General features: G+C 61.9%; 19 protein-coding genes. 8 read left to right on the top strand and 11 right to left on the bottom strand.

Annotation, left to right across the window (positions count from 1 at the left end):
* Window positions 1-14: 14 nt before the first annotated feature.
* The 4 genes from BUC04_RS14745 to BUC04_RS14760 all read right to left on the bottom strand — a co-directional run bounded on the left by BUC04_RS14745 (window position 15) and on the right by BUC04_RS14760 (window position 3,083).
* The gene (locus BUC04_RS14745) at window positions 15-470 is read right to left on the bottom strand and encodes a DUF2489 domain-containing protein (protein WP_067659792.1); all 456 of its coding nucleotides are present in this window, start codon (window positions 468-470) and stop codon (window positions 15-17) included.
* 3 nt (window positions 471-473) lie between these two features.
* On the bottom strand, window positions 474-989 hold the full coding sequence (gene yihI, locus BUC04_RS14750; RefSeq protein WP_067659789.1) for a Der GTPase-activating protein YihI: 516 nt from the start codon (window positions 987-989) through the stop codon (window positions 474-476).
* 36 nt (window positions 990-1,025) lie between these two features.
* Complete coding sequence (locus BUC04_RS14755; RefSeq protein WP_067659786.1) at window positions 1,026-1,661, bottom strand: class I SAM-dependent methyltransferase; 636 nt, start codon at window positions 1,659-1,661, stop codon at window positions 1,026-1,028.
* 792 nt (window positions 1,662-2,453) lie between these two features.
* Entirely contained in the window at window positions 2,454-3,083 is a 630-nt protein-coding gene (locus BUC04_RS14760; RefSeq protein ID WP_067659782.1) for a c-type cytochrome, read from the bottom strand.
* A gap of 170 nt (window positions 3,084-3,253) precedes the next feature.
* On the opposite strand from BUC04_RS14760, the gene yihA reads away from it, so the two are divergent.
* Window positions 3,254-3,886, top strand: coding sequence for a ribosome biogenesis GTP-binding protein YihA/YsxC (gene yihA / locus BUC04_RS14765; RefSeq protein ID WP_067659858.1), 633 nt, complete (start codon window positions 3,254-3,256; stop codon window positions 3,884-3,886).
* Between the two features lie 442 nt (window positions 3,887-4,328).
* Here the strand turns inward: yihA and polA are convergent, their stop codons facing one another.
* Window positions 4,329-7,085, bottom strand: a complete 2,757-nt coding sequence (gene polA / locus BUC04_RS14770) for a DNA polymerase I (protein WP_067659779.1) — start codon at window positions 7,083-7,085, stop codon at window positions 4,329-4,331.
* Between the two features lie 435 nt (window positions 7,086-7,520).
* Here polA and elbB point away from each other — a divergent pair, with 435 nt between their 5' ends.
* A complete protein-coding gene (gene elbB / locus BUC04_RS14775) occupies window positions 7,521-8,177 on the top strand; it encodes an isoprenoid biosynthesis glyoxalase ElbB (RefSeq protein WP_067659776.1) in 657 nt (218 codons plus the stop codon).
* Between the two features lie 148 nt (window positions 8,178-8,325).
* Here the strand turns inward: elbB and BUC04_RS14780 are convergent, their stop codons facing one another.
* From BUC04_RS14780 to BUC04_RS14790, 3 genes are read right to left on the bottom strand one after another with little or no spacing between them, the layout of a single operon-like run.
* Window positions 8,326-8,772 (bottom strand): GNAT family N-acetyltransferase, encoded by a 447-nt coding sequence (locus BUC04_RS14780; protein ID WP_067659774.1) that lies wholly within the window; start codon window positions 8,770-8,772, stop codon window positions 8,326-8,328.
* Complete coding sequence (locus tag BUC04_RS14785; RefSeq protein ID WP_067659771.1) at window positions 8,769-9,416, bottom strand: HD domain-containing protein; 648 nt, start codon at window positions 9,414-9,416, stop codon at window positions 8,769-8,771. Before BUC04_RS14785 ends, BUC04_RS14780 begins: the two co-directional genes overlap by 4 nt.
* Window positions 9,413-10,078: a 7-cyano-7-deazaguanine/7-aminomethyl-7-deazaguanine transporter gene (locus BUC04_RS14790; RefSeq protein WP_067659768.1), complete on the bottom strand. Its 666-nt coding sequence runs from the start codon at window positions 10,076-10,078 to the stop codon at window positions 9,413-9,415. The genes BUC04_RS14785 and BUC04_RS14790 overlap by 4 nt, the downstream gene beginning before the upstream one ends.
* A 220-nt stretch (window positions 10,079-10,298) precedes the next feature.
* Between BUC04_RS14790 and moeA the strand changes: the two genes are divergently transcribed.
* Together moeA and moeB are read left to right on the top strand one after the other, a co-directional pair.
* Window positions 10,299-11,525 carry a molybdopterin molybdotransferase MoeA gene (gene moeA / locus BUC04_RS14795; RefSeq protein WP_067659855.1) on the top strand — a complete coding sequence of 409 codons (1,227 nt, stop codon included), beginning with the start codon at window positions 10,299-10,301 and terminating at the stop codon, window positions 11,523-11,525.
* Window positions 11,525-12,277, top strand: a complete 753-nt coding sequence (gene moeB, locus BUC04_RS14800) for a molybdopterin-synthase adenylyltransferase MoeB (protein WP_067659766.1) — start codon at window positions 11,525-11,527, stop codon at window positions 12,275-12,277. Before moeA ends, moeB begins: the two co-directional genes overlap by 1 nt.
* Window positions 12,278-12,341: 64 nt before the next feature.
* Here moeB and BUC04_RS14805 read toward each other — a convergent pair whose 3' ends face one another.
* Both BUC04_RS14805 and BUC04_RS14810 read right to left on the bottom strand, forming a co-directional pair.
* The gene (locus BUC04_RS14805) at window positions 12,342-12,752 is read right to left on the bottom strand and encodes a DUF3429 domain-containing protein (RefSeq protein ID WP_067659763.1); all 411 of its coding nucleotides are present in this window, start codon (window positions 12,750-12,752) and stop codon (window positions 12,342-12,344) included.
* 45 nt (window positions 12,753-12,797) lie between these two features.
* The gene (locus tag BUC04_RS14810; protein WP_067659760.1) at window positions 12,798-15,143 is read right to left on the bottom strand and encodes a class I adenylate cyclase; all 2,346 of its coding nucleotides are present in this window, start codon (window positions 15,141-15,143) and stop codon (window positions 12,798-12,800) included.
* Between the two features lie 217 nt (window positions 15,144-15,360).
* Between BUC04_RS14810 and hemC the strand changes: the two genes are divergently transcribed.
* Genes hemC through BUC04_RS14830 form a run of 4 tightly spaced genes read left to right on the top strand, consistent with a single transcriptional unit; the run spans window position 15,361 to window position 19,685 of the window.
* Entirely contained in the window at window positions 15,361-16,293 is a 933-nt protein-coding gene (gene hemC / locus BUC04_RS14815; protein ID WP_067659758.1) for a hydroxymethylbilane synthase, read from the top strand.
* Window positions 16,293-17,036 (top strand): uroporphyrinogen-III synthase, encoded by a 744-nt coding sequence (locus BUC04_RS14820; protein WP_067659755.1) that lies wholly within the window; start codon window positions 16,293-16,295, stop codon window positions 17,034-17,036. Before hemC ends, BUC04_RS14820 begins: the two co-directional genes overlap by 1 nt.
* A complete protein-coding gene (locus tag BUC04_RS14825) occupies window positions 17,011-18,507 on the top strand; it encodes a uroporphyrinogen-III C-methyltransferase (RefSeq protein WP_067659752.1) in 1,497 nt (498 codons plus the stop codon). The genes BUC04_RS14820 and BUC04_RS14825 overlap by 26 nt, the downstream gene beginning before the upstream one ends.
* Window positions 18,507-19,685 carry a heme biosynthesis HemY N-terminal domain-containing protein gene (locus BUC04_RS14830; RefSeq protein ID WP_067659749.1) on the top strand — a complete coding sequence of 393 codons (1,179 nt, stop codon included), beginning with the start codon at window positions 18,507-18,509 and terminating at the stop codon, window positions 19,683-19,685. The genes BUC04_RS14825 and BUC04_RS14830 overlap by 1 nt, the downstream gene beginning before the upstream one ends.
* Before the next feature lie 61 nt (window positions 19,686-19,746).
* Here the strand turns inward: BUC04_RS14830 and rarD are convergent, their stop codons facing one another.
* Entirely contained in the window at window positions 19,747-20,646 is a 900-nt protein-coding gene (rarD, locus tag BUC04_RS14835) for an EamA family transporter RarD (protein ID WP_067659746.1), read from the bottom strand.
* Window positions 20,647-20,674: the final 28 nt, after the last annotated feature.

Consider the following 20,674-nt stretch of genomic DNA (forward strand, 5'->3'; position numbering starts at 1 on the left):
GAGACAGCTGGGGCTCAGCGCGCCGGCCACTCCGGGCTGCTGATCACCGTCAGATCCGGATCCATGCCGCTGCCCAGCTCCGCCTGCCAATGCTCCAGTTCCAGGTCCAGCTTCATCCGCTCGTTGCGTTTCAGTGCCTTACGCGCGGAAAGGATAGGCTGATCCGCCACCTTGTCGTACAGGGCGTGCAGGCCAGGAAACTGCTCACGCCACTGCTCCGGGGTGGTGCCGGGCAGTCCGCGCAGCAGGTTAACCAGGCGCAACGCCCCCTCGGCGGGCTCGCACTGCTGCTGCAGGCAGGCCTTGGCGATCAGCTGGATCTGCTCTTTCAGGTCCTGACGGCGCTGTTCTGCCTCCTGTTGCTGGCGGCGCGATTGCAGCGCGACCTGGCGCATCAGGTGGGCGGCATAGGCCGCCAGGGCGATGATCACCAGGACCGCCAGGATCAAGATACCTCCCTGTAATGACATCGCTTACTCCTTGAATTGCTTAAGCAGGTCTTCACCTTGATCGAATTGGGCCAGCAGGTCGTCGTCGCCCTCAGGCTTGCTGGCGGCAGGAGCAGCGGGTGCTTCCTCTTCCTCTTCGATCCCCAGTTCATCCATCAATACGGCGATACGGGCCAGATTGGTTTCCAGCCAGAACTGATCGTGCTGGCTCAGCACCTCACCGTCTTCCAGCCGCTCGAGCAGGTCGTGCAGGCGCGGATCGTTCTCCAGCTTGGCCAGCTCCTTCTCCGGTGCCAGGGCCTTAGCCTTGGGGGCCTCGGTGCTGTCGACAAACAACGGTACCGCCTTCTTGCTGCCATGGCGGGGGTCTTTGGCCTGGCTGGCGGTCGGGTTGTGCTGAACCTCGGCGCCGCTGTGGCGGCTGCCGGCTTTCAGGCCCTTGCCGCGCTTCTTGCTGGGCAGCAGGGCTTCTTTCTTCTCCCGCGCCGGCCGGGTGGGGCCGTTGCTGTTCACTTTGCGGGATTTCTTGATTCGGGTCATGGGTGTGCCTCCGTTTGGGCCGGCGTTTATACCAGATTATGCCGGTTTTTGCAGCAAGATGACGTCGCCGCCGACAATCTCGAGCTGTAAACCCTGTTGCTTGGCCAGGTATTGGAAGGTGGCGCGGCTGAAGAAGCTGACGTGGGTCGGGTCATTCTTGTAGTGCCACTGGGCAAACGCCTGGGGGCCTCGCACCAGCTTGGTCATCAGCCCAAGGGTACCGCCGGGCTTGAGCAGGCTGAGCAGCAGCCCCCACTCGCGACCAGGGCGGTAGAAGTGTTCGATCGCCTCGGTGCAGGTGACAAAGTCGTACTGCTGGCGCAGCGGGGCGCGATCCGGGGCGTAGTAGGGATCATAGAGTGCCACCTGGTGGCCAGCCTCGGTCAGCATCGCCGCCAGCGCCGGGCCCGGGCCGCAGCCAAAGTCGAGGCCCACACTGGGCCCGTTCAGCCGCGCCTGTAGCGGCTCCGCCAGGCGATTAAGGAAGCGGCGGTAGCCTGGGTCGTCCGGGTGGTTCTGATGCTGGTCGTAGATCTGTTTTTCTGCCTGGGCCGGCAGCAGGGTGGCGGGATCGGCGAACACCAGCTGGCAGCGTTGACACTGGAAGTAGTGGCGACGTTTGTCCTGATGGTAGAGCGCGGTGTGCCGGTGTTGGCAGAGGGGACAGAGCATGGAACTTTCCGGCGGATAACGAGACAAAGGTCAGTATACCAACTACTTGATCTGGCTCGCCACGGCGGCGCGGCAAATAAAAAAGGCGACAGATTGCTCTGTCGCCTCAGATGGGTGCCAAACGACACTCCTCCATATTTTGCTAACCAGGATTTCCTTTCCTGCTGAGAGACGTTCCCGGTCTAGTTTCCTTCTTTTTTTTGGCGCTTCCGTGCCTGACGTTATTGTTGTCGGTCTGCCTTGACGCTTTTTCTTTCGTCCTTAGTCCGTTATCCATAACGTTAAGGTCGCTGCCATCCTGGCAGCCATCGTCGTCCTGACGCAAAAGTTACCATCCATGTAATCCCATCTCCATGGGATCAGGCTCTCCGGCCTGTCTGTCTCCTACAGTGCGGTTTCCCACCGGTCCTGGGCGACGCATCCTGCATCAGCTCCTTTGTTACCAACGGATTCCATTACCGTGGTCACCTCCTGTGTGATTGCCACTTTATAGAGTTTGAGCTGGATCGCAACTTTAATTTCCATCGTGGGCTAGTTCAAAAAAATTGTTAAAAAACTAAATGCATGATTACCTTAGATTTTGCTGAAATGTGGCCAGCTGAGATAAGCCAAAGCCTTCTGCGGCTATGGGCGATCTCTTACAGGGGTTAGATCCATTCTCTGTAGTGAAAACGTAAACGGCAGTGAATACATTGTGATACCTCTACGCTTACCTGCATAACACGCTGACTTTTAGGGAATTAGAAAAACAAAAAACGGGCACTAGGCCCGTTTTTTTCACCCCCGAAAGGGTTACTTCATGCTGTTGATGTACTGCGCCAGCAGCTCGATCTCTTCGTCGGTCAGCTTCTTGGCGATGTCGCCCATCATGCCGTTCAGATCGTTATGACGGGCACCGCTGCGGAATTTTTCCAGCTGCGCCTTGAGGTAGCCGGTGTGCTGGCTGGCAACGGCGGGGTAGCCGGCCAGGCTCATGCCCTGGCCATCGACACCATGGCAGGCCACACAGGCGGTGATCTGACGCTCCGGATCGCCACCCATATAGAGGGCGTGACCCTGGTCGGCGATCTCAGCACTGACCTCGGCACCGGGGCTGATGGACTGGCTGGCGTACCAGGCAGACACATCGGCCACGTCCTGCTCGGTGGCGAGCATCATCGCCATGCCGGACATCACGGGGTCATGACGGCCTTGCTCGCCGTTGGTTTGACCCGCCAGCTTGAACTCGTTGATCTGCTTAATCAGGTAATCCACATGCTGACCGGCGATCTTCGGATACATGTCGATGGGGCTGTTACCGTCCATGCCGTGGCAGGCTACGCAGGTGGCCGCCTTGGCTTGTCCAGCACTGGCATCGCCTTGTGCCATGGCCGTGGTGGAGATCGAGGACAGTACAGCGAGGGCTACAACAAACTTTTTCATGACGTTCCAACTTTTTGTTCTTTAGCGTTTCTTTCCCTGCCGCAACGCTCGCCTGTTAAAATGGAGGGAGCATGCTGCAGGCATTTTACACGAAACCGGAGCCAGATCTAAGAGTTGCTGCTTTTTGTGAGCTGAACCGCGCTCGACTGGCCCGCCTTACGGAGTTCTACGTGACAGAACAAGTTATCGATTTTCGCCGGGCACAGTTTGTGACCAGTGCACCGGACATCCATCACCTGCCGGAAGACAGTGGCATGGAGATCGCTTTCGCCGGCCGCTCCAACGCTGGCAAGTCCAGCGCCCTCAATACCCTGACCGATCATCGCGGCCTGGCCCACACCAGTAAGCGACCGGGTCGCACCCAGTTGATCAACGTGTTTCGCTTGACCGACGACAAGCGGCTGATCGATCTGCCCGGCTACGGCTTTGCCAAGGTACCGCTGGAGATGAAGCTGCAGTGGCAGGAGAAGCTGGCCCAATACCTGGAGGAGCGTCGTTGCCTCAAGGGGCTGGTGGTGTTGATGGACATCCGCCATCCGCTCAAGGATCTGGACCACAACATGATCCGCTGGGGTGTGGCCGCCGGCATGCCGGTGCTGGTACTGCTGACCAAGGCGGACAAGCTGAAGCAGGCGGAAAAGCAGAAGACCCTGCGCACGGTGAAGGCAGCCCTGGCGGAGCTGGAGGGGGAGATCGTGGTGCAGCTGTTCTCGTCGCTGAAGGGCACCGGGCGTGAGCCGGCCCTCAAGGTGCTGACCGAGTGGTTTGATCGCCATGATGGCGAAGCGCTGATCGAGGAGTAAAAAAAACCGGTGATCATGGAATGACCACCGGTACAGTAAAAGCCAATCTGGGGAGAAGCTTTTAAATAACGATAACAAGACACATCGGCAGGCCAATGCGTTGAGATGACTATAGCGCAAACGCCTATAGAATTAAAGTATATGCTCTAACCCTGTTTTTGTTGGCTTTTTACCCTGATTCGCGGCTTTATGCCGGAAAAAGGTACAAAAAAACCCCGGCAAGCGAGCTTGCCGGGGGGCCAAATTTTGGCGATCGTCCAACGGACAATCAAAACAGGTTTGAAAGATAGAACATCTTTACCTCTGTACCCTACGCGACACAGCATACCCAAGGGAAACGCTGAGCGGAAAGTGCTTTCACTGCTGAATTGTATTTTATGTGCTCTTGATCGCAAAAAAAGGGCCCTTGGGGCCCTTTATGACGTTTATCCTACACGGCTGGTTAATGAGCCTGGTCCCAGTTCTCTCCCAGACCGGCTTCTGCTATCAGCGGCACGTCCAACTCTGCCGCCTGCTCCATCAGCTCACACAGGGCTTTCTGGTGGCTCTCGGCCACATCCTCGCGCACCTCAAACACCAGTTCATCGTGCACCTGCATCAGTAGACGGATCTCTTCTTTTGGCTGGGTTGCCAGGTAGCTGTCCACCAGCAGCATCGCCTTCTTGATGATGTCCGCCGCCGTGCCCTGCATCGGTGCATTGATCGCGGCTCGTTCGGCGGCCTGCTGACGCATCTTGTTACGGGCGTTGATCTCCGGCAGGTGCAGGCGGCGACCAAACAGGGTTTCCACGTACTGATCGTCGTGGGCCTGCTTGCGGGTCCCGTCCATGTATTCCAGCACACCGGGGTAGCGGTGGAAGTAGGTGTCGATGTAATCCTGGGCTTCGTAGCGCGGGATCCCCAGCTGCTTAGCCAGACCGAACGCGGACATGCCGTAGATCAGGCCGAAGTTGACCGCCTTGGCGCGGCGGCGCTGCTCGGTGGTGACCTCATCAAAGGGCACGCCGGAGACCTCGGCGGCGGTGGCCCGGTGGATGTCCTTGCCTTCGGCAAAGGCCTGCAGCAGGCCGGCATCCTGGGACAGGTGGGCCATGATCCGCAGCTCAATCTGGGAGTAATCGATGGCCAACAGCTGGTAACCCTCCGGGGCGATAAAGGCCTGACGGATCCGTCGCCCCTCGTCGCTGCGGATCGGGATGTTCTGCAGGTTGGGATCGGTACTGGAGAGACGGCCGGTGGCGGTGACCGCCTGATGATAGGAGGTGTGCACCCGCCCTTCCGACTTCACCATCATCGGCAGCTTGTCGGTGTAGGTGTTCTTCAGCTTGGCCAGGCTGCGATGCTCCAGGATCAGCTTAGGCAGCGGGTAGTCCAGTGCCAGCTCCTGCAGTACCTCCTCGGCAGTGGAGGGGGCGCCCTTGGGGGTCTTCTTCAGTACCGGGTAACCGAGCTTTTCGAACAGGATTGCCTGCAACTGCTTGGTGGAGCTGAGGTTGAAGGTTTCGCCGGCGACCTCGTAGGCCTCTTGCTCCAGATGCTGCAATTTCGCGGCGATCTCGCTGCTTTGCTGATGCAACTTGTCGGTATCCAGCAGAACGCCGTTGCGCTCCATCCGCGACATCACCGGTACCAGCGGCAGCTCGATCTCGCGGAAGATCCGCGCTGGCCCCTCCAGCTCGGCCAAGCGTGGCATCAGGTGCTGGTGCAGGCGCAGGGTGATGTCCGCATCTTCAGCGGCATAGGGCGCGGCCTGCTCCAGCGGGATCTGATTGAAGGTCTTCTGCTTGGCGCCCTTGCCGGCGATCTCTTCAAAATGGGTGGTCTTGTGGCCCAGGTACTTGAGCGCCAGATCGTCCATGTTGTGCTTGCCGGCGGTGGAGTTGAAGCAGTAGGACTCCAGCATGGTGTCGAAGGCGATACCGGCCAGCTCAATGCCGTACTTAGCCAGTACTGACATGTCGTACTTGAGGTTTTGCCCGACCTTCTGCAGTCCGGCATCCTCAAGCAGGGGTTTCAGCTTGGCCAGCACTAGGTCTCGGTCCAGTTGTACCGGCGCACCTTCGTAATCGTGGGCCACCGGCAGGTAGGCAGCCTTGCCCGGCTCCACTGCGAAGGAGAGCCCCACCAGCTCCGCCTCCATGTAATCGAGGCTGGTGGTTTCGGTATCCAGGGCAATGAGTTCGGCCTGCTTGAGGGAACTGATCCATCTGTCCAGCTGGCTTTCAGTCAAGATCAGCTCGTGCTCGGTGGCGGTCTGGGCCGGGGCGGGGGTGGCCTCTGCCGGTGCGTTGCCCGGGGCGGTGGGCAGCACGGCGCCGCCATCCAGTACCTCGTTGAGCCAACGACGGAACTCCAGCTCACCATACAGCTTGGCCAGGGCGTCGCGGTCCACCTCACCGATGTTGAGCTGATCCGGGCCCAACTCCAGTTCGACGTCGGTCTTGATGGTGGCCAGGGCATAGGAGAGGAAGGCGTCCTCTTTGTGCTCCCGCAGCTTCTTCGGCATGGTCTTGCTGCCACGGAAGCCCAGCGGCACCACTGCGTCCACGTCCTGGTAGATACTCTCCAGGCTGCCGATCCCCTGCAGCATCGCCAGCGCGGTCTTTTCGCCCACACCCGGCAGGCCGGGGATGTTATCGACCTTGTCCCCCATCATCGCCAGCAGATCGATGATCAGCTCTGGGCCGACGCCAAACTTGTCCCGCACGCCCTGGGGATCCAGGGTGGTGTCGGTCATGGTGTTGACTAGGGTGACCTTGTCGGTAACCAGCTGCGCCATGTCCTTATCGCCGGTGCTGATCAGCACGTCATAGCCGGCCTGCTCTCCGGCCACCGCCAGGGTACCGATCACATCGTCCGCTTCCACTCCCGGCTCGACGATCATCGGCAGGCCTAGGGCCTGGATGATGGCGTGCAGCGGGGCGATCTGGCTGCGCAGATCGTCCGGCATCGGCGGGCGCTGGGCCTTGTACTGATCGTACATCTCATCGCGGAAGGTCTTGCCCTTGGCATCGAACACCACGGCCATGTGGCTGGGGTGGTATTGGCGCAATAGGCTGCGCAGCATGTTAACCACGCCGTAGACCGCTCCGGTGGGCTCGCCCTTGGAGTTGGTCAGGTGCGGCGGCGCATGGTAGGCGCGGTAGAGATAGGAGGAACCGTCGACCAGGATCAGCGGGGTTTTGTCAGGCTGGGACATGGGGAAAGGTGGTTGTGAAGTTTGGTGGTTAGGATGCCACGGTCAAGCGGGGTAACGCCAGCGTTCACCGGGGTTTAGCGCAGCACAAGCCGCAGCAGTGAAGCTGTGGATAACTTTGTGAACAGAGACTGTGGACAACTGGGGTGGGATCCGTGATCTGGATCCTTGCAAATCGATCTGATGCCCGATCTGCCGCGGCTTCTGGTGATTTTCAGTGGGAAAATCGAAGGATGTGTGAGGCAAATGACCCAATGTGGATAGCTGCTAAGATCCGGACTGCGTCTGGGTGAGCTTCACCAGGTTCCTTCCCGATGGCCGAGGGTCAACATAGCACAATAATTAGCCAGGTCCAGCCCCCGGTGATAAAAATGTTAAATCCGTTTTTGAAACCATAAGATGTCAGAGAAAGTTACTGAAACTGATAGGAGTCTTAGGATGAAAAAAGTCGCTGTGGTGCTCAGTGGTTGTGGCGTGTATGACGGCAGTGAGATCCATGAGTCGGTACTGACCCTGTTGGCCCTGTCCCGGGCCGGTGCCCAGGTGCAGTGCTTTGCCCCGGACCAGCCGCAGTTGCATGTGATCAACCACCTGACCGGTGAGGTGGAAGCCGGGGCCAGCCGCAATGTGCTGGTGGAGTCGGCCCGCATCGCCCGCGGGGCGATCCGCCCGTTGACGGAGTTGGCCGTCGCTGAGTTCGATGCACTGGTATTACCCGGTGGCTTTGGGGCTGCGAAGAACCTGTCAGATTTTGCCCTGGAGGGGGATCGCTGCACCGTACTGGATACCCTGGAGCAGGTGGGCCGTGACTTTATCGCCGCCGGGAAACCCAGTGGATATATGTGCATCGCGCCGGCCATGTTACCGCGCATTGCCGGTGAGGGTGTGATGGGCACCATCGGCACTGATGTCGAAACCGCCGCCGCCTTTGAGCGCATGGGGGGTCAACATGCCGCCCGTTCGGTCAGTGAGATCGCAGTAGATAACGAACGCAAGATCGTCTCGACCCCGGCCTACATGCTGGCGGATTCCGTGGCTGAAGCGGCAGAGGGGATCGACAAACTGGTGGATCAACTGCTGGCCTGGTGTGAATAGCATTGAACTGCGGGTAAAAAAATAGGCCAGCGATGGCTGGCCTGAAGTTTGTTGTGAGCAATGTGCGTTCGAAGAGTGTGAGCGTCTCTTCGGATTGGAACGCCAGTAAACGATAATCAAACTCATTTAGCTTTGCAAGCGTTACGGCTCAATTTTTTAACGTTTTCTCAAAGTGGATGCGGTGATCCAGGGTCCCTTCGCCCTTATCCTCGCAGCGGGTGATCTGGTAGCCGTTGCGAAGCAAAAGGCGCAGCATGGCCGGATAACGATTGCGGCTTTTTACCTGCAACAGCGAGTAGCCCTGCTGCACCGCCCAGCTCTCCTGGGCCTCGAGCAGATGTTGTGCCATGCCGGTGCCCCGGCCCTGGGGCAGCACTCCGCCCATCCAGGAATAAAAGGTGTCATCCGACAGGGCGTAACCCACCTTGAAGCCGGCCGCCTCACCGTCGCTGTAGCCGATCTGGATAAGGTGAGGGACTGAGGCCAGCCGATGACGGTAGACCTCGGCGCCATAGGGCTGGTCGAATTCTGGGATCCGTTGGCTCAACGCCACCACCTGCTCGATGGTGCCTTGTTGCCAGCTCAGGGTGGTCATGACTGCCCCAACTCCGCTCTCAGGGTGTCGATGAAGTGTTGCATATAATCCCAGCGACGCTGGCCTTCGGCTCGACCGGCGGGTGTGCTCATCTGCGGCGCCAGGTGCTGCAGCTTGACCGAGAAGTGGTCCAGGCAGAATCTGCTGTCATCCAGCTCGCGGTTGTCGGCAAAGGGATCGGCGCTGTGGTAGAGCCGGTTGCCAAACTGGCCACCCAACATCAGGCAGCGGGCCAGACCGATTGCTCCCAGGGCATCGAGTCGGTCAGCGTCCTGCACCACCCGGGCCTCGAGGGTTTCCGGTGGGATCCCCGCCGACCAGCTGTGGCTGGCGATGGCGTGGTGAATGGCTGGCAGCAGCTCGGTGGGGTAGCCGTGCTGACGCAGCAGCTCGATGGCCTTGTCGGCGGCCAACACCGAGGCCTGACTGCGGCGCGGGTCGCGCTTGTCGATCAGCACCACGTCATGGAGCCAGGCGGCGGGCAGCACCACGTCCAGATCGGCGCCCTCTTCGAGGGCCAATTGCTGCGCCAGGGTGACAACGCGCTCGATGTGGGCCAGATCGTGGGCACCGTCTTCACCGGCGGCCTCGGCCCAATGGCGGCATCGTTGCTGCCACTGAGCATCAAAGTGTTTTGGGGTCATAGAGTTACCGAATTGCGCTGCGATTGGGAACGCAAGATTCTATCGGTAAGCAGTTTCAATAGCACGCCGTACGCTGGCAGGAACAGGGCCAGGCTGATCATCAACTTGAAGCCGTAATCCACCAGGGCGATCTCGACCCAGTGCTCGGCCATAAAGGGATCAGAGCTGGCATAAAACGCCACGGAGAAGAACACCAGGGTGTCCACCAGGTTACCCAGTACGGTGGAGCATGCCGGTGCCACCCACCAGGCGGCCTGCTCACGCAGGCGGGCAAACACTTTGATGTCCATCAACTGGCCCAGCAGGTAGGCGGTAAAGCTGGCCAGGGCGATGCGGCCGACAAAGCCATTGAACTCGCCCAGGGCGGACAGGCCGACAAAGCTGCCCTGGTACCACATCACTGAGACCAGGTAGGACAGGATCAGGGCTGGGATCATGGCACCGAAGATGATCTTGCGGGCCGACTGGGCACCGAAGATCCGCACCGTCAGATCCGTGGCCAGATAGACAAAGGGGAAGGTGAAGGCACCCCAGGTGGTATGGAAACCGAACAGCTGAAATGGCAGCTGGACCAGGTAATTCGAGGCCGCAATCACGGCGATATGAAAGCTGATCAGGATCAGCAGGGCGCGACGGATCTGCGCCTCGGACAGTTGAAGCATCTAAACACCTTTTTGATGGTCGGGGTGAGGGAACCCGTGGATCTGTGAACGCCCCGGGGGCGAGCGAGGGGCGAAATTATAGGCAGCGCCGATTGGATTGCAAGGCTTTCGTGATCCGGGGCGGTAATTTACCAGAGGAGGGTGTCATAATGAGCCCCATTGCGGCCTTAACAGGGAACACCGAGAAGTGAGTCATGATTGTTGCAGCCAGCCCGGCTTGATGCTGCCGGCCCAGGCGTTGGAAAAGATGTTTGCCCAGGTCCCCCCACGCTCCGATAAGACGTGGGTACCCCTGGAGGCGGCCGCGGGCCGGGTGCTGGCTGAGGATATTGTGGCGGCACTGGATCTCCCCCCCTTTGCCAACTCCGCCATGGATGGCTATGCCGTTCGCGCCGAGGAGGTCAGCCCGGATCAACCGCTGACCGTGGTCGGTACCGCCTTCGCAGGGGTGCCTTTCGAGGGCGAGATCGGTCCGCATCAGTGCGTGCGGATCATGACCGGTGGATTGCTGCCGGACGGGATGGACAGCATCGTGATGCAGGAGCAGGCCGAGCGCGACGAGGACCAGGTTCGTTTCGCTGAGCCGGTGCGTCAGGGTCAGTTTGTGCGGGCACGGGGCAGTGAGCTGACCGCCGGCACCCCGGTACTGAGCCGTGGCACCCGCATTGGTGGTGCCGAGATCGGCGTGCTGGCCACCGTCGGCATCGCCCAGGTGCCGGTGTACCCCAAGCTCAAGGTGGCGCTTTTCTCCACCGGGGACGAACTCAAGCCGCCGGGCACTGAATTGGCCCCGGGGGAGATCTACGACTCCAACCGCCATGCCCTGCGCACTATGCTCAATACCCTGCATGCCGAGGTGATCGACCTGGGGGTGATCCCCGATGATCTGGACGCGGTGCGGGCCGCCTTCCATGAGGCCGACCGCCAGGCGGACATGGTGATCACCTCAGGTGGAGTATCGGTGGGTGAGGCGGATTTTATCAAGGTGGTGCTGGATGAGCTTGGCCAGATCAACTTCTGGAAGCTGGCGATCAAGCCGGGCAAACCCTTTGCCTTTGGCCAGCTGCCCAATAGCTGGTTCTGCGGCCTGCCGGGCAACCCGGTCTCCTCCATGGTGACCGGTTACCAGCTGGTGCAGCCGCTGCTGGCTCACCTGGGCGGGGAACACTACCGCCCTGCCCTGACCCTGCAAGCCAAGCTGCAGACGCCGCTGCGCAAAGGCCCTGGTCGTCAAGAATACCAGCGTGGGGTGCTGCAGCAGAGCGACTCGGGCGAATTGGTGGTGTCCGCCACCGGTGCCCAGGGCTCCGATATGACCACCTCCATGAGCCGGGCCAACTGCTTTATCGTGCTGCCCCAGGACTGCGCCGGTGTGGCCGAGGGCGAATGGGTTACGGTGGAGCCCTTTAACGCCAGCCTTAATGGCCGTTTGGGCGGGGGGCTCTGATGGACGATATCCTCACTGACAGCGAACTGATGCGCTACAACCGGCAGATCGTGATCCGGGCCTTCGACATGGATGGCCAGGAGGCGCTGAAGCAGTCTCATGCCCTGATCCTAGGGGTGGGTGGCCTGGGCTGTGCTGCGGCGCAATACCTGGTGACCGCCGGGATCGGCGCCATCACCCTGGTGGACTTTGACCATGTGGAGCTGTCCAACCTGCAGCGCCAGGTGCTGCACCGTGATGCCCGCATTGGCGTCAATAAGGCGGTGTCCGCGGCCGAAGAGCTGGCGTCGCTCAACCCCCATGTGCGTATCGAGGTGGTGGATCGCCTGCTGTCGGAAACGGAGCTGACCGAGGCGGTGGCGCAGCACGATATCGTGCTGGATTGCACGGATAACCTGTTGATCCGTAACCAGCTGAATCAGGCCTGCTTCGATTACAACACGCCGTTGATCTCCGCCGCGGCGATCCGCATGGAGGGGCTGGTGACGGTGTTTGATTATGCCGAGGACAAGCCCTGTTACCAGTGCTTCGCCAGCCTGTTTGGCGAGCAGCAACTGTCCTGTGTGGAGAGCGGCATTCTCGCTCCCGTGGTGGGAATGGTGGGCTGCCTGCAGGCCACCGAGGCGGTGAAGCAGCTGTCCGGTATGGGCCGCACCCTGTCGGGCCGGATCCTGATGATCGACGCCATGACCATGGAGTTTCGCGAGATGAAGCTGCCTAAGCGACCGGATTGTCCGGTGTGTGGCGGCTGACGCCGGACGACCAACGAACAAAGGGGCCTTCGGGCCCCTTTTGTATGGGACCAGATGTTTGGGATCAGAGCAGCAGCATCGCCAGGTGACCGATCAGCGCCACCCCGGTGAGGGTGAAGCGCAGGGCCCAGTAGCCCTGGGGCGGTTCCAGGGTCTTGAGGTCATACAGCAACACCGCCACCAGCCCAAAGCCTAAGCTGATCAGTGCCCAGTGGTAGGGCAACAACAGCAAGCTGAGCCAGGCCCAGATGGTGGGCAACATCGCCACGTAGGTTTGACCGGGGTTGTGGCCGTTGATCACCCCCTGGGCCCAGTGGACACCACCGAGGAAGGAGAGGATCAGGCCGCTGTAGATCAGAAACGGCAGGCTGACCTGGTCCGCCGGCAGCAGGCCGGCGAACACCGCCGCCGGCAGGAACCAGAATGGCGTCAGACCGGCGATCCCCAACCACTTTGCGTGTGCGTGTAGCCCCATCCCCTTTTCTCCCTTTCACGCCCGCCAGGCGGGCCTTCTGCCCTGTTATAACGCCAGTGGTTGCGCTTCCAGTTCTCCGGCACTGCCGGTTTCCAATCGATAGAACTGTGGCAGGTTGAAAACGCCGCTGCTGTGGACCTGCTGATGGCCATGCAGATCACTGATCTCATCCACCAAGGCCGGCAGGGCACTGACATTGCTTTGCAGGTAACTAAGTTGGTTGGTCTCATCCACCAGGTAGATGTCCATCCCCTGGCTGCGCTCGCGCACGAACACCTGGACGATGCCGGTGCGGGCGTACTGGCGCAGCACCGCCGGGGCGCCGGAGTAGGGATCCTCGCCCAGATCCGGTCGGGGCAGCTCCATCACCCCCTGGCGCTTGAGCTGATTGAGCATGCTGGCCCCGGAGTTGAGTCGTTGCCAGCGCAGGCCGCGGGTATCGAAGAACAGGCCGTAGTGGCGCGATCCCAAGGCCAGGGGCCACACCTGGGTGCGTTCCGGCTCCGCCCGGCAATACAGCTCCTGGCAGCGCTGCAGCAGCTGACTCAGGCTGTCTTCCAGTTGGGTCGACAGGCGCTTGGAGCCGCTGAACACCGGGATGGCCAGCGGCCCCTGACGTCGATTCAAGCCGCCCAGCAGCTGGGCCAGCAGCTTCATCAGCCCCTCCTCCTCCTCGAAGCGGTAGCAGTGCTGTTCGCCCCAGGAGTTCTCAGTGAGCAGGGTCAGGCTGCCGAGCATCGACTTGGCCGGGTGGCCCAGGGCCAGCGGTGAGCCACCCTGCAGATCCAGCCACAGGTCCTGGCCATGCCATTGGCCGGTTGGATCGCTTTCCAGGTTACAAAGCACCGCGGCCCGGGTGTAATGCCAGGGCTGGCCCAGCTGGTCAAAGCTGGGTTCCTCGGCGGGGCGGTAGGCGTCCCGCAGCCGCTGCGCCATCAGGGTCAGCCGCCGGCTGTGCCAGCTCTGACCGTTCTGGTGGCAGTGAAACTCGGTGTCGTCCTGCACCAGCCCGTTGCTCAGGGCCCAAGCCAGGCAGGCCAGGCGGTTGTCGGCATGAAACAGCGGGCTTTCGCCAAACAGCTGCTGGCTTTTCGGCGCGGTGCGATACAGGTACCAGCCGCGGGAGAAGTTGGGGCTGTCCTGCACCGATACCAGGGTCAGGTTGGGCTCACCCAGTTGCTTGCTCCACAACCGGTTCAGGCGGGGGATCTTGGCCGGCTCTGCATCAAAACGGGTATAGAGCTTACGGGTCAGGATCGCCATCTCATCGAGGCGCACCCGGTGGCGTTGGTTTAGCCGCGAGGCGAAGCCGGTCAGCCGCTGGTAGCTGGTCAGCATCAACTGGTCGAGACGTTCGTTGCACCAACGCAGCTGGCCGGCATGCCACTGGCGTGCGCCATCGAGGTTGAGTAGCAGTTCCCGGGTGTAGCGCCACTCCTGGGTCAGCCGCTGCAAGGTGGTACAACGCCAGTCGTTGCGACTCTCCGGCTGGCTCAGCGGCAGGCCGCACTTGAGGTAGAAGCAGCGCTGAGCCATGGTCAGGCGGCGGCGATCGCCCTGTTGTTGCAGGTAGAAGCTGATCCGCTCAAACAGCATCAGGTAGTGGTCGGTGTCGGCGCCCTGCTTGCCCGCCTTCAATCGCAGCCACAGCTGATCCCGCAGAATACGCAGGTCCGGGTAGTCGGCGACGTAGGCCTCCAGCAGCAGCACCTTGAGGGCCGCCTTGTGGGGCCGACTCAGCCCCTTGAACAGCTGCCACAGTGCCGCACCGAAGATCTCGGTGGCGGGCAGATGGCGCAGCTGACCCAGGTTGAGAAGTTCGGGGTGATCCGTCGGGGCGTTGGGCCACCAGGCCAGGGGGAGCCCGGCCAGGTGGATCTGGCTGCGGTAGAACTCCTCCAGCAACAGCCAGTTCTGGGTGGAGCCGCTGTGTTCACTGGACAGCCCCTGTTGCTGGCCGTGGCGCAGCAGGTCGGGCCGGATCAAGTAGAGGTGCAGCTCCAAACCATGGGAAGCGAAGTGGGCACTGAGGCGGTCGCATTTGAGTCGCAGGCGGGTCAGCGCCTCCTCATCCAGGTCCAGCGGATGGATCAGCCAGCAATCGATATCGGAGTCTGTCGCCTGGCCGAAGCTGCCGGTGCTGCCCATGGTGTAGAGACCCAGCAGAGGCCCCCGGGTGTCGCCGCTGCCATCCCCCGGCATCGACGGCGGGCGGACAAAGCCATAGGGCGCCCCCGGGGTATAGCCCGGCTGACCCGGCCGGTTGTGGTGCAACAGCCAGGGGAGTTGTCGAAACAGCCTGGCATGCTCGCCCAACAGCTTCTGAGCGTGGCTCAGGCGTTGCTGGTTCAATGAGTTGCTCAGGGCAATGTCGGCTTGCAGATCACGCAAAGGGGCAGAAGGTGCTGAATCTTAGGGATTGTGTGATCAGGGTAACATTTTTGCCGGGGGTAGCGAAAACTGTGAGCTCGCTCCCCCTTTTGCAAAACGATTAACGGCTTTTGAGACATCGGGATGACATGTTGCCTTTTTTCGAAAAAAAATCGGTGGCAACATGAGGCCACTTACTGCTTTATAGCATCCGCGTAACTTGCCAAGGAACGTATTGATGGCACGCCAAGAGATCCGAATCGCAACCCGTAAAAGCCCGCTGGCCCTGTGGCAGGCGGAGTTTGTTAAAGCCGAGCTGGAACAGGCTCACCCTGGACTGACCGTCACCTTGCTGCCCATGTCCACCAAGGGCGACATCATCCTGGATACCCCGCTGGCCAAGGTTGGTGGTAAAGGCTTGTTCGTTAAAGAGCTGGAAGTGGCCATGCTGGAAGGGCGCGCCGACATCGCCGTGCACTCCATGAAGGACGTGCCGATGGAGTTCCCGGAAGGGCTGGGCCTGACCGTGATCTGCGAGCGCGAAGATCCTCGCGACGCCTTCGTCTCCAACAAGTACAGCAAGCTGGACGATCTGCCCCAGGGCGCCATCGTCGGTTCCTCCAGCCTGCGTCGCCAGTGCCAGCTACGTGCGGCCCGTCCGGACCTGGAGATCCGTGATCTGCGCGGTAACGTGGGCACTCGCCTGTCCAAGCTGGATGCCGGCGATTACGACGCCATCATCCTGGCAGCCGCCGGCCTGAAGCGTCTGGAGCTGGAAGATCGCATCGCCAGCCTGATCGAGCCGGAGCAGTCCCTGCCGGCCAACGGCCAGGGTGCTGTCGGCATCGAGTGTCGTCTCGACGATGCTGAGCTGATCGAGCTGCTCAAGGTACTGGAGCATGCCCCGACCCGTGCCCGTGTGCTGGCCGAGCGTGCCATGAACACCGCGCTGCATGGCGGTTGCCAGGTGCCGATCGGTGCTTACTCTGAGATCGAGGGCAACGAGCTGTGGCTGCGTGGCCTGGTGGGTGACCCGGACGGCTCCACCATCCTCTATGCCGAGCGCCGTGGCCCGATCACCGACGCCGAGCAGATCGGTCAGGCGCTGGCGGACGAGCTCAAGCAGCAAGGCGCCGGTGAAATCCTGGAGCGGGTGTACGGCGAACGCTGATGCATCTGCTGCTGCTTCGCCCCGAGGGACGAGCCCAGTCGCTGGCTGAAAAGCTGGCGGCGTTGGGCCACCGCAGCACCCAGTGCCCGATGGTCTCTATCGAGACCCTGACGCCGCCACCGGCCCCCTTTGATGGGGCGGTGGCGGCGTTTTTTGTTTCGCGCACGGCGGTGGAGATGGCGGATCAGGCCCTGGCAGGGCACTGGCCCGGTCTACCTTGCTTCGCCGTCGGTGCTGGCACCGCCGAGGCCCTCAGTGGTCATGGTGTTAAGGCCTGGCATCCGGCCAAGGGGGCGGAGACCAGCGAAGGGGTGTTGGCCCTGCCGCAATGGCGGCAGTTGCCGCCGGGTCCGGTGGTGATCGTCAAGGGCGAGGGCGGGCGCGAAGCCTTTGCCCAAGCCGCCCGTGGCGAGGGCCGTGAGGTGCGGGACTGGCCGCTTTACCGTCGTACCCTGCCCGACTTTGATGGCGAGTCTCTGTTACAAGGCTGGCGTCGAAACGGGGTAGACGCCATACTGGCAACCAGCGGCGAGATTCTCGAAAACCTCTTTAGGGTAGCTCCCTTAGCCCACCACGATTGGTTGCATCAGGTGCTGTGGCTGGTGCCCGTTGAGCGGGTGGCTCAACGGGCGCGACAGCTCGGATGTCAGCGGATTTGGGTTCTGGGGGGGGCCGGAGATGACGCCATCCTTGGACGTATAGCAAAGACGAGTCATTATGGAGAAGACCCCACAGGGCCCTGACGCCCCGAAGCCCGCCAAGGCAACCGAATCTGAGCCGCAAAGCGGCAGCACCACCCCGGAGAGTGCGGCTCCCGGCAGTTCCAAGCCGCCCCGCTCGCGGCGCAGTCGACGCAAATCCGCGCCGGCAGACAAGGCTCCCACAACCAGTGAAGCCGGTGACGCCAATAGCGCGCCCGCCGCTGCCGACGCCCCCTCCCCAGGCGATGCCAAGCCATCCGCTGAACCCACCAAGGGCGACGCAAAGCCCGGGTCCTCTGAGTCCGAATCACCTAAGCCAGAGCCATCTAAGTCCGAGCCTTCTAAGTCCGAGCCTTCTAAGCCCGATGCGGCGACCCCCAGCGACGCCCCCGAGACTGCGTCGTCGGATCTCTCCGCTGGCGGACAGAACGGCGATCGCCCACCGGTCGAGCCTGTGGTGGTGAAGGCCGGTGGTGGCGGTGCCATCTGGGTGGCACTGATTGCGCTGCTGGTGGCCATCGGCGCGGGCGTCTTTGCCGGCTGGCAATGGCAACAGGACCTGGCCCTGCGAGAGACCAATGCCGTTTTGGCCAGTCAGCTGAAGACGCTGGAGCGGGATATCCTGCAGCAACACAACGCGCTGCAGCAGCAGCGCAGCGACCTGGAGCAGAAGATCCAGCGCAGCGACGGCCGCCACCAGGAGCACAGCAGTGCGGTGGCCCAGCTTAAATCGGCCCAGGATGAGGTAAAGCGTGAGATCGCCTCGGAGCGGGAGAAGGCGCAACAGCGCAAGCCCCGTGACTGGATGATCGCTGAGGCCGACTACCTGGTTCGCATGGCCAGTCGCAAGCTGTGGCTGGAGCAGGACCCGGCCACCGCAGAGGCACTGCTAAAGGACGCTGACAGCCGTCTGGCGATGCTGGGTGAGGCGGAGCTGACCCCTATCCGCAAGGCACTGGCATCGGACCTGGCGTTGTTAGCGAAGCAGCCCCGCAACGACCGGGCGGGCATGGCACTGGCGATGGAGGCCCTGGTGCAGCAGATCGACAGCCTGCCGCTGAACAATGTGACCCTGCCGGAACTCGCTGCTGAGCCGGACAGTGTCGAGGTCAGTGATGATGTGTCTGAGTGGCGCGCCAACCTGAGCAAAAGCTGGCGCGCACTGACCGACGATTTCATTACCGTCAGCCGCCGCCAGGGGCCGGTGGAGCCGCTGCTGGCCCCGGAGCAGGCCTGGTATCTGCGCGAGCATCTAAAGGGCAAGCTGCTGCAAGCCCAGCTATCGCTCTACCACGGTGATAAGCCGGCGATGGACCAGGCACTGGCCACGGCCCAGGGCTGGATCCGGGACTACTTCGATCTGAGCTCAGCCCAGGTGGAGGGCGCCCTGAATCAGCTCGATAGCTGGCGCGCTACCGACATCGCACCGCTACAGCCGATCCGCTTCAGCAGCTCGGCGCCGCTGGAGGCGCTGGTGGCTGAACGCCTGGGCCGTACCGGGGGGGCAGGCTGATGATCCGGTTGCTGTTTTACGCCGTGCTCATCCTGGCGGGCCTGATCATCGGGCCCAAGCTGATGGAGCACAAGGGCTACATCCTGATCGCGGTGGGCGATTACACCGTGGAGACCTCGGTGGTGGCAGCGGTGCTGATCCTGCTAGTGGGCTTCGGCCTGCTGCAGATGTTGGAATGGCTGGTGGTGAAGTCCGTCAACCTGACCGGCCACACCCTGGCGCTGCCCAGCCGCTGGCGCAAGGGCAAGGCGAAGAAGCACACCCTGACCGGTGCCCTGGCACTGGCCGAGGAGGACTGGCAGCGGGCCGAACAGGCGATGGCCCGAGGCGCCAAGGCCGGTGAACTGCCCGCCATTAACCTGCTGGCGGCTGCCCGTGCTGCTCATCAGCGCGGTGATGGCCAGGCCTGGCAGGGCTACCTGGAGCAGGCCCAGGCCCTGCCCGGGGTGGACGACGCCGTGGCCCTGACCCGGATCCGCTACCTGCTGAACGAGCACAAGTATGTGGAGGCGCGACAGGCACTGGAAGCGCTAACGGTCAAGCAGCAGGCCAAGCCGGCGGCGCTACGGTTGGCGCTGCAGCTGTACCGCGCCCAGGAGGATTGGGATGCACTGGCCCGCTTGATCCCCAAGCTGACCAGCAAACAGGTGCTCACCGGTGCGGAGCTGGCGGATCTACCGGCGGAGGTGGAGTCGCTGTGCCTGGCCCAGTGCAGCAGCCTGGAGGCGTTGGAGCAACGCTGGCGGGGCCTTAACCGTCCATTGCGCAAGCATACCCAGGTCCAGTTGGCTTACCTGCAGGGGCTGGCCCGCTTTGAGCAGCACGAAAAGGCGCGCAAGCTGTTGTTAGAGAAATTGGACAAGGCACAGCCTCAGCCCGCATTGTTGGCGTTGTTACCTACCATCAGCGGTGACGCTGCCGAATCCCTCAGTCACGTGCTGCACCGGCGTTATCCAAAGCCGGAACAGCCGGAGCTGCTTGATTGCATGGCGGCATTGGCTGAGCAGCAGGAGCAATGGGCGGAAGCCGGCGAGCTGCGCCAACAGGCACTGGAGCTCGGCCCCACCGCCGAGCGTTACCGCGCCCTGGTGACCCTGCAGGAGCGACTGGGGCAGCGTGACGAGGCGTTGAACAGCTATCGGGCCTTGCTGGCCCTGCTGGAGCCGGTCAAGCCCTGATGTGGTGTGCCAGTTCGAAGATGAAAAAAGGCAGCCTCTGGGCTGCCTTTTTCGGTCTAGCTCAATCGCGCTGTCGATAGCGGCGCCGGGCGCTGCGAACCCCGTCAATAGAGAGCAGCACCAGGGCGCACCAGATGGCGGCAAAGGTGGAGAGCTGGGCCGGATCAAGTTGCTCATTGAACAGCGTCAGCGCCATGATGAACATCAGGCTGGGGCCGATGTATTGCAGCATCCCCAATAGATAGAAGGGGATGCGAACAGCTGCAGCGGCAAAGGCCAGTAAAGGCAGCGTGGTGACCACCCCGGCACTGATCAGCAGCAGGTTGAGGCTCAGGGTGTTGTTGGCCAGCTGCGCGGTTTCGCTATCGAGCCACCACCAGTACCCCAGCGCCAGCGGCAGCAACAGGGCCGTCTCCACCAGCAGGCCGGTGCTGGCCTTGAGGTTGACCTGCTTGCGCAGCAGGCCGTAGCAGCCAAAAGTGCCTGCCAATGCCAGCGAGATCCAGGGCACGGAGCCAAATTGGACCAGCTGGATCACCACTCCAGCGGCCGCCACGGCGACCGCCACCAGCTGCAGCCGGGCCGGACGCTCGCCCAGTACCAGCATTCCTAAGGCCACGTTGAGCAGAGGATTGATGAAGTAGCCCAGCGAGGCGTCGAGCAGGTGATCATGGGTGACGGCCCAGATGAAGATCAGCCAGTTGCTGGCCACCAGAATGGCGGTGAGTCCCAATAGGGCAAGCTTGCGGGGTTGACGCAGCAGCTGCCTGACTTCGTTGCCCTGGCCCTGCAGCCATACCAGCAGCGCCACCAGTCCGAACGACCAGATGATGCGGTGCATCAGCACTTCGTCGGCGGGAACCGCCGCGATTGCGTGGAAATAGAGTGGCGCAAAGCCCCACATCAGGTACGCGGCGACGGCGTATAGCACCCCTTGGCGACTGGTTGGGTTGGAGGTCATCTGCTGTCACTGGCGGTTGCGATTAAGA

Origin of the sequence: Ferrimonas marina (assembly GCF_900129905.1) — a bacterium.
Classification (GTDB): Bacteria; Pseudomonadota; Gammaproteobacteria; order Enterobacterales; family Shewanellaceae; genus Ferrimonas; species Ferrimonas marina.